Source organism: Mesorhizobium sp. M7A.F.Ca.US.006.04.2.1 (assembly GCF_004022915.1).
GTDB lineage: Bacteria > Pseudomonadota > Alphaproteobacteria > Rhizobiales > Rhizobiaceae > Mesorhizobium > Mesorhizobium ciceri.
This window is the reverse complement of the sequence record NZ_RZQA01000442.1, coordinates 1-5,306: the sequence shown is the minus strand read 5'-3', so window position 1 is coordinate 5,306 and position 5,306 is coordinate 1. Positions and strand designations below refer to the sequence as shown.

6 protein-coding genes are annotated in these 5,306 nt (G+C 64.4%); all 6 read left to right on the top strand.

Annotated features, from left to right (window positions below; translation table 11 throughout):
• The first annotated feature begins 212 nt into the window (after positions 1–212).
• Positions 213–440: a hypothetical protein gene (locus EN925_RS21955; RefSeq protein WP_013530720.1), complete on the top strand. Its 228-nt coding sequence runs from the start codon at positions 213–215 to the stop codon at positions 438–440.
• Between the two features lie 98 nt (positions 441–538).
• Positions 539–832 (top strand): DUF982 domain-containing protein, encoded by a 294-nt coding sequence (locus EN925_RS21950; RefSeq protein ID WP_127369724.1) that lies wholly within the window; start codon positions 539–541, stop codon positions 830–832.
• Positions 833–1,167: 335 nt separating this feature from the next.
• Positions 1,168–2,052, top strand: coding sequence for an AraC family transcriptional regulator (locus tag EN925_RS21945; RefSeq protein WP_013530722.1), 885 nt, complete (start codon positions 1,168–1,170; stop codon positions 2,050–2,052).
• A gap of 248 nt (positions 2,053–2,300) precedes the next feature.
• Entirely contained in the window at positions 2,301–3,389 is a 1,089-nt protein-coding gene (locus EN925_RS21940) for a sugar ABC transporter substrate-binding protein (RefSeq protein WP_013530723.1), read from the top strand.
• A 96-nt stretch (positions 3,390–3,485) separates the two neighbouring features.
• A complete protein-coding gene (locus EN925_RS21935; RefSeq protein WP_013530724.1) occupies positions 3,486–4,307 on the top strand; it encodes an ATP-binding cassette domain-containing protein in 822 nt (273 codons plus the stop codon).
• The coding region (locus tag EN925_RS21930) for a sugar ABC transporter permease (RefSeq protein WP_128336921.1) at positions 4,304–5,306 on the top strand (1,003 nt) is incomplete at its 3' end. The genes EN925_RS21935 and EN925_RS21930, both read left to right, overlap by 4 nt.

The following is a 5,306-nucleotide window of genomic DNA, read 5'->3' as shown; positions in this document are numbered from 1 at the left end:
GGCCAAGGTGGTGCGCCCCGCCCTCCAGGACGCGGCATCGGTCGCCGGCCTGCTGGTGACCACGGAGGCCATGGTGGCCGAGAAGCCGAAGAAGGAAGCCGCCGCCCCGGCAATGCCCGCCGGCGCCGGCATGGACTTCTGAAGTCGCGGCCCAATCCGCCCGCTCCCCTGGCGGGGAGCGGGCGTCAGTCGAAGAGAGAGTGGAGGTAAAGATGGATGCAATGGCTGGCCTCGGATCCGTACCGGCTCCTACGCATCAAGCGAAGGAATTCCTGGCCTATGAAACAGAATGCAGGAACGTGCTGAAGCCGCTGCTGGCAGGGCTGCTCGACATGGCTGAAGCCGCCGGCTGGAACCGGCGAACCGCGGCGTCGGCACTGATGTTCCTCGCAGCGCAGCAAGTGTCGGCAACATCCGAGGTATCCGCCGGCAGCGGCTGAACGGAAATCGGCCAGTCCCTTCACCTATCCGCGGCGGGCCGTGCTTCCCGGTGTTCGGCCCGCCGCAGGCCCTGAACAATCGAGAGGAGGCACAAGCCATGAATCGCGGGCAATTCGAGGAACCGGTCACACTTCTGGTCGGAATGGGCTTTCCGAGGAAGATCGACAGCGTGATGGAAGCCTATGCACTGCTGCAGGACTGGCCGAGCGCCGGCCGCAACGGCGCCCATGCCATCGCACTCAACGCTTGCAAGGCGGGCATCGTCGGCGAAATCGATCCGGAGACGGTGCGGGCCACGCTGGTCAGCTTCGCGCGCCGCCACGACATACTGGTGCCTGACATGGTTACGCCGCTCGCGACGGCGGCGGGTGGTGCGCTGCGCACCAGCTGAACTACGATGACGGCGCTGCATCAGCGCCTGAACACGCTGTTCTTGCGATAGGCCAGGCGCCCACCGGACACGTTGGAATTCCGTTTCGGGCGGTAGTGTTCTCGTTGGTCAGTCGAGCGAACGCGTCAGCAAGACTGACCTGTTCTGCCCGAATAGCGCCTCTGAGCGCGCCCTTCCGGTTAAAAAAGTATCATCCATTGTCTTGAATCGTGGTGGCGCCTGTTGTCATGAGCCGGTACCGTGGCTCTTGAAATGCAGAGCCGAAACCAATTCGGCCGGTTTAGGGAATTGGGCCGAACGCGGCAAATATCCGTGCCGGCCGGGAGGAAACGGACATGGAACCGGACCTGGAAGTTGTCCAGATACGACGCGGGGAGTCCTTCAAGGCGTGGTCGCATGGCTACCCCTTCCATACGGTGCGCTGGCACTTCCATCCAGAATATGAACTGCATCAGGTAATCTTCACCAACGGCCGCTATTTCGTCGGCGACTTCATCGGCGAGTTCGAGCCGGGCAATCTGGTGCTGACGGGGCCGAACCTGCCGCACAATTGGGTCAGCGACATCCCCAAGGACAGCTCGATCCCGCTGCGCGGCCGCATCATTCAGTTTTCCGAAAGTTTCATCGGCGATGCCATGCATGTGCTGCCGGAGCTGGCGGGGCTTGCGGCTCTGCTCGAGGCGTCGCGGCGCGGCGTGCTGTTTTCCAACCGCACCAGCAAGGCGCTGGCGCCATTGATGGAAGAGATGATGCAGGCGCAGGGCGTGCGCCGCATCGAGCTGTTCATGATGATCGCCGGCCTGCTAAGCCGCGCCCAGGAATTCCAGCTGCTGGCCAGCGCCAGCTATCGGCCCGATCCGTCGGGCTACATGACCGCCGGCATGAACAAGGCGCTCGCCTATATCAGGGAGAACCTGACGCAGCTGTTCGACGAGGCGGATCTCGCCGCCATCGCCGGCCAGTCGACCGGGGCCTTCTCGCGCTCGTTTCGCCGCCACACCGGCATGTCGCTGGTGCAGTACGTCAAGCGGCTGCGCATCAATCTCGCCTGCCAGATCCTGATGAGCGACGAGCAGGCCTCGATCACCGACATCTGCTACGAGGTCGGCTTCAACAACCTGTCCAATTTCAACCGGCAGTTCCTGGCGGAGAAGGGCATGCCGCCCTCGCGCTTCAGGCGCCTGCTGGCCGACAACATCAACGCGGGAAAAGCCGCTTAACGGAGGAGCCAGGGAGGAACCAAGGGAGGATTTTTCTTTTGCATGACGGACGTGAGCCGCGTTGAGCGGTTCGCGATGGGGAACGCTTGTCTCGAATTCCTCCGTCGGCGGAGGACGTCGGCGCGGCTCGAAAGTCCAGCGCCGGACCCTGGTTCCCCTGCAGTTGGGGCGAGGGTGGATGGGTGTCTTCAGACCACCAAAGCAGTCAACGACCTTCTTACAACATATCCAGAAACGGAGAAGACCGAATGACCAAACTTTCAATTTCATTGAAGTCCACTGGCAAGTCCGCCGGCATGGCAGCGCTTGCGCTGTCGCTGCTGGCAGGCACCGCCGCTATCGCCAAGGCAGCCGAAGTCACCGACGCCACCGTCGCCTTCCTGATGCCTGATCAGGCCTCGACCCGTTACGAACAGCATGATTATCCCGGCTTCGCCGCCGAGATGAAGAAGCTATGCCCGGGCTGCAAGGTGCTCTACCAGAACGCCGATGCCGACGCCTCGCGCCAGCAGCAGCAGTTCAACTCGGTGATCTCGCAGGGCGCCAAGGCGATTGTGCTCGACCCCGTCGACTCGACCGCCGCCGCCTCGCTGGTCAAGCTGGCGCAGAGCCAGGGCATCAAGGTCATAGCCTATGACCGGCCAATCCCGACAGCGCCGGCCGACTTCTATGTCTCGTTCAACAATGAAGGCATCGGCAAGGCCATCGCCGATTCGCTGGTCGAGCACCTGAAGGCGCTGAAGGTCGATCCGGCCACCGGCGGCGTTTTACAGATCAACGGTTCGCCGACCGACGCGGCGGCCGGCCTGATCAAGAAGGGCATCCATGCCGGCCTCGACAACAGCGGCTACAAGATCCTGGCCGAATACGACACGCCGGAATGGGCGCCGCCGAAGGCGCAGCAATGGGCCGGCGGCCAGATCACCCGCTTCGGCCCGAAAATCCTCGGCGTGGTTGCCGCCAATGACGGCACCGGTGGCGGCGCCATCGCGGCCTTCAAGGCGGCCGGCGTCGATCCGGTGCCGCCGGTGACCGGCAATGACGCGACCATCGCAGCCTTGCAGCTGATCATCGCCGGCGACCAGTACAACACCATCTCCAAGCCGAGCGAGATCGTGGCGGCGGCCGCCGCCAACATCGCCATCAAGCTACTTTCTGGCGAGACGCCTAAGGCCGAGATGACGCTGTACGATACGCCCTCGCAGCTGTTCACGCCGGCTGTTGTGACGCAGGAAAACCTGAAGGCCGAGATCATCGACAAGAAGATCAACACCGCGGCCGAGCTCTGCGTCGATCGTTACGCGGAAGGCTGCAAGAAGCTGGGCATCGGGAACTGACCGCGACCCTTGCCCGCTCCGCTGCCTGGCCACCCGCGCGGTGGCCAGGCAGCGCTCATGCGAAATTTTTGAACCGGTTTTGAAAGGCTTCCTGGCATGACCGATACCTCGGACGAACCGGTTCCGGCAGGCGAGCTGGTGCTCAGCCTGCGCGGCGTTTCGAAGAATTTCGGCGCCGTTTCGGCGCTCACCGACATCGATCTCGATGTTCATGCAGGCGAAGTGGTGGCGCTGGTCGGCGACAATGGCGCCGGCAAGTCGACCCTGGTCAAGATCCTGGCCGGCGTGCATCAGCCGAGCTCAGGCACGATCAGTTTTCGCGGCAAGCCGGTGACGCTTGCCGATCCGAGTGCCGCGCTGACGCTCGGTATCGCCACCGTGTTCCAGGACCTGGCGCTGTGCGAGAACCTCGACATCGTCGCCAACATCTTCCTTGGCCGCGAACTCAGCCCGCTGCGGCTGGACGAGGTGGCGATGGAAGTGCGCGCCTGGACGCTGCTCAACGAGCTTTCGGCGCGCATCCCGAGTGTCCGCGAAGTGGTCGCTTCACTGTCGGGCGGCCAGCGCCAGACGGTGGCGATCGCGCGCTCGCTGCTGCTCGAACCCAAGCTCATCCTGCTCGACGAGCCGACGGCAGCGCTTGGCGTGGCGCAGACGGCGGAAGTGCTCAATTTGATCGAGCGGGTGCGCGACCGCGGCCTCGGCGTCGTCATCATCAGCCACAACATGGAAGACGTGCGCGCCGTCGCCGACCGCATCGTCGTGCTGCGGCTTGGCCGCAACAACGGCATCTTCTCGCCCGATGCCTCGAACCAGGAACTGGTCAGCGCCATCACCGGCGCTTCGAACAATTCGGTGTCGCGGCGCGCCGAGCGCAGGCAGGCCAGGCAAGACCAGACCCAGGAGCCACGCCCATGAGCCGCGAAGCCGAACAGGCTGCCCCCGTGCCGCCGCAGCTCGACCGCGCCGATGTGCGCGTCAAGCACGAGGCGGGGATCGGCGGCGCCATCCGCCGGTTCTTCGACCGGGTCCGCTCGGGCGATCTCGGCTCGCTGCCAGTGATTGTCGGGCTGGTCATCATCTGGACGGTGTTCGCCAGCATCAACCCGATCTTCCTGTCGAGCAGCAATCTGGTCAATCTGCTGTTCGATTGCTCCACCGTCGGCGTCATCGCGCTCGGCATCGTCTGCGTTTTGATGGTCGGCGAGATCGACCTGTCGGTCGGTTCGATCAGCGGCTTTGCCTCGGCCATGGTCGGCACGCTGTGGGTCAACCAGGGCTGGCCGGTGGCGCTCGCGATTCTGGCCGCTGTTGCCGTCGGCGGCTTCATCGGCGCCCTCTATGCGCTGCTGTTCAACCGGCTCGGCATGCCGAGCTTCGTCTCGACGCTGGCCGGCTTGCTGGCGGTGCTTGGCCTGCAGCTCTACATCCTCGGCTCGACCGGCTCGATCAACCTGCCCTACGGCTCGAACCTGGTGAATTTCGGCCAGTTGCTGATGATGCCCAAACTCGTCTCGTTCGCTCTGGCGGCCGTGCCGGGCATCGTCATGCTGATCACCGGCCTGCGCACCGTCGCGCGCCGCCGCGCAGCGAACCTGTCGGCGCCGTCGACCGGCGGGCTCGTCACGCGCGCGGTGGTGATTACGGTCATTCTCGAGCTCATCGTCTTCTATCTCAATCAGGCGCGCGGCATTCCGTGGATGTTCGGCCTGTTCGTCGGCCTGGTCATATCGATGCACTACGCGCTGACGCGGACCAAATGGGGCCGCTCTATGTCGGCGGTCGGCGGCAACCGCGAGGCGGCGCGGCGCGCCGGCATCAATGTGCGGCTGATCTATTCCAGCGCCTTCGTGCTGTGCTCGATGCTGGCGGCTTTCGGCGGCGTGCTGTCGGCGGCCCGCCTGGCCTCGGCCAGCC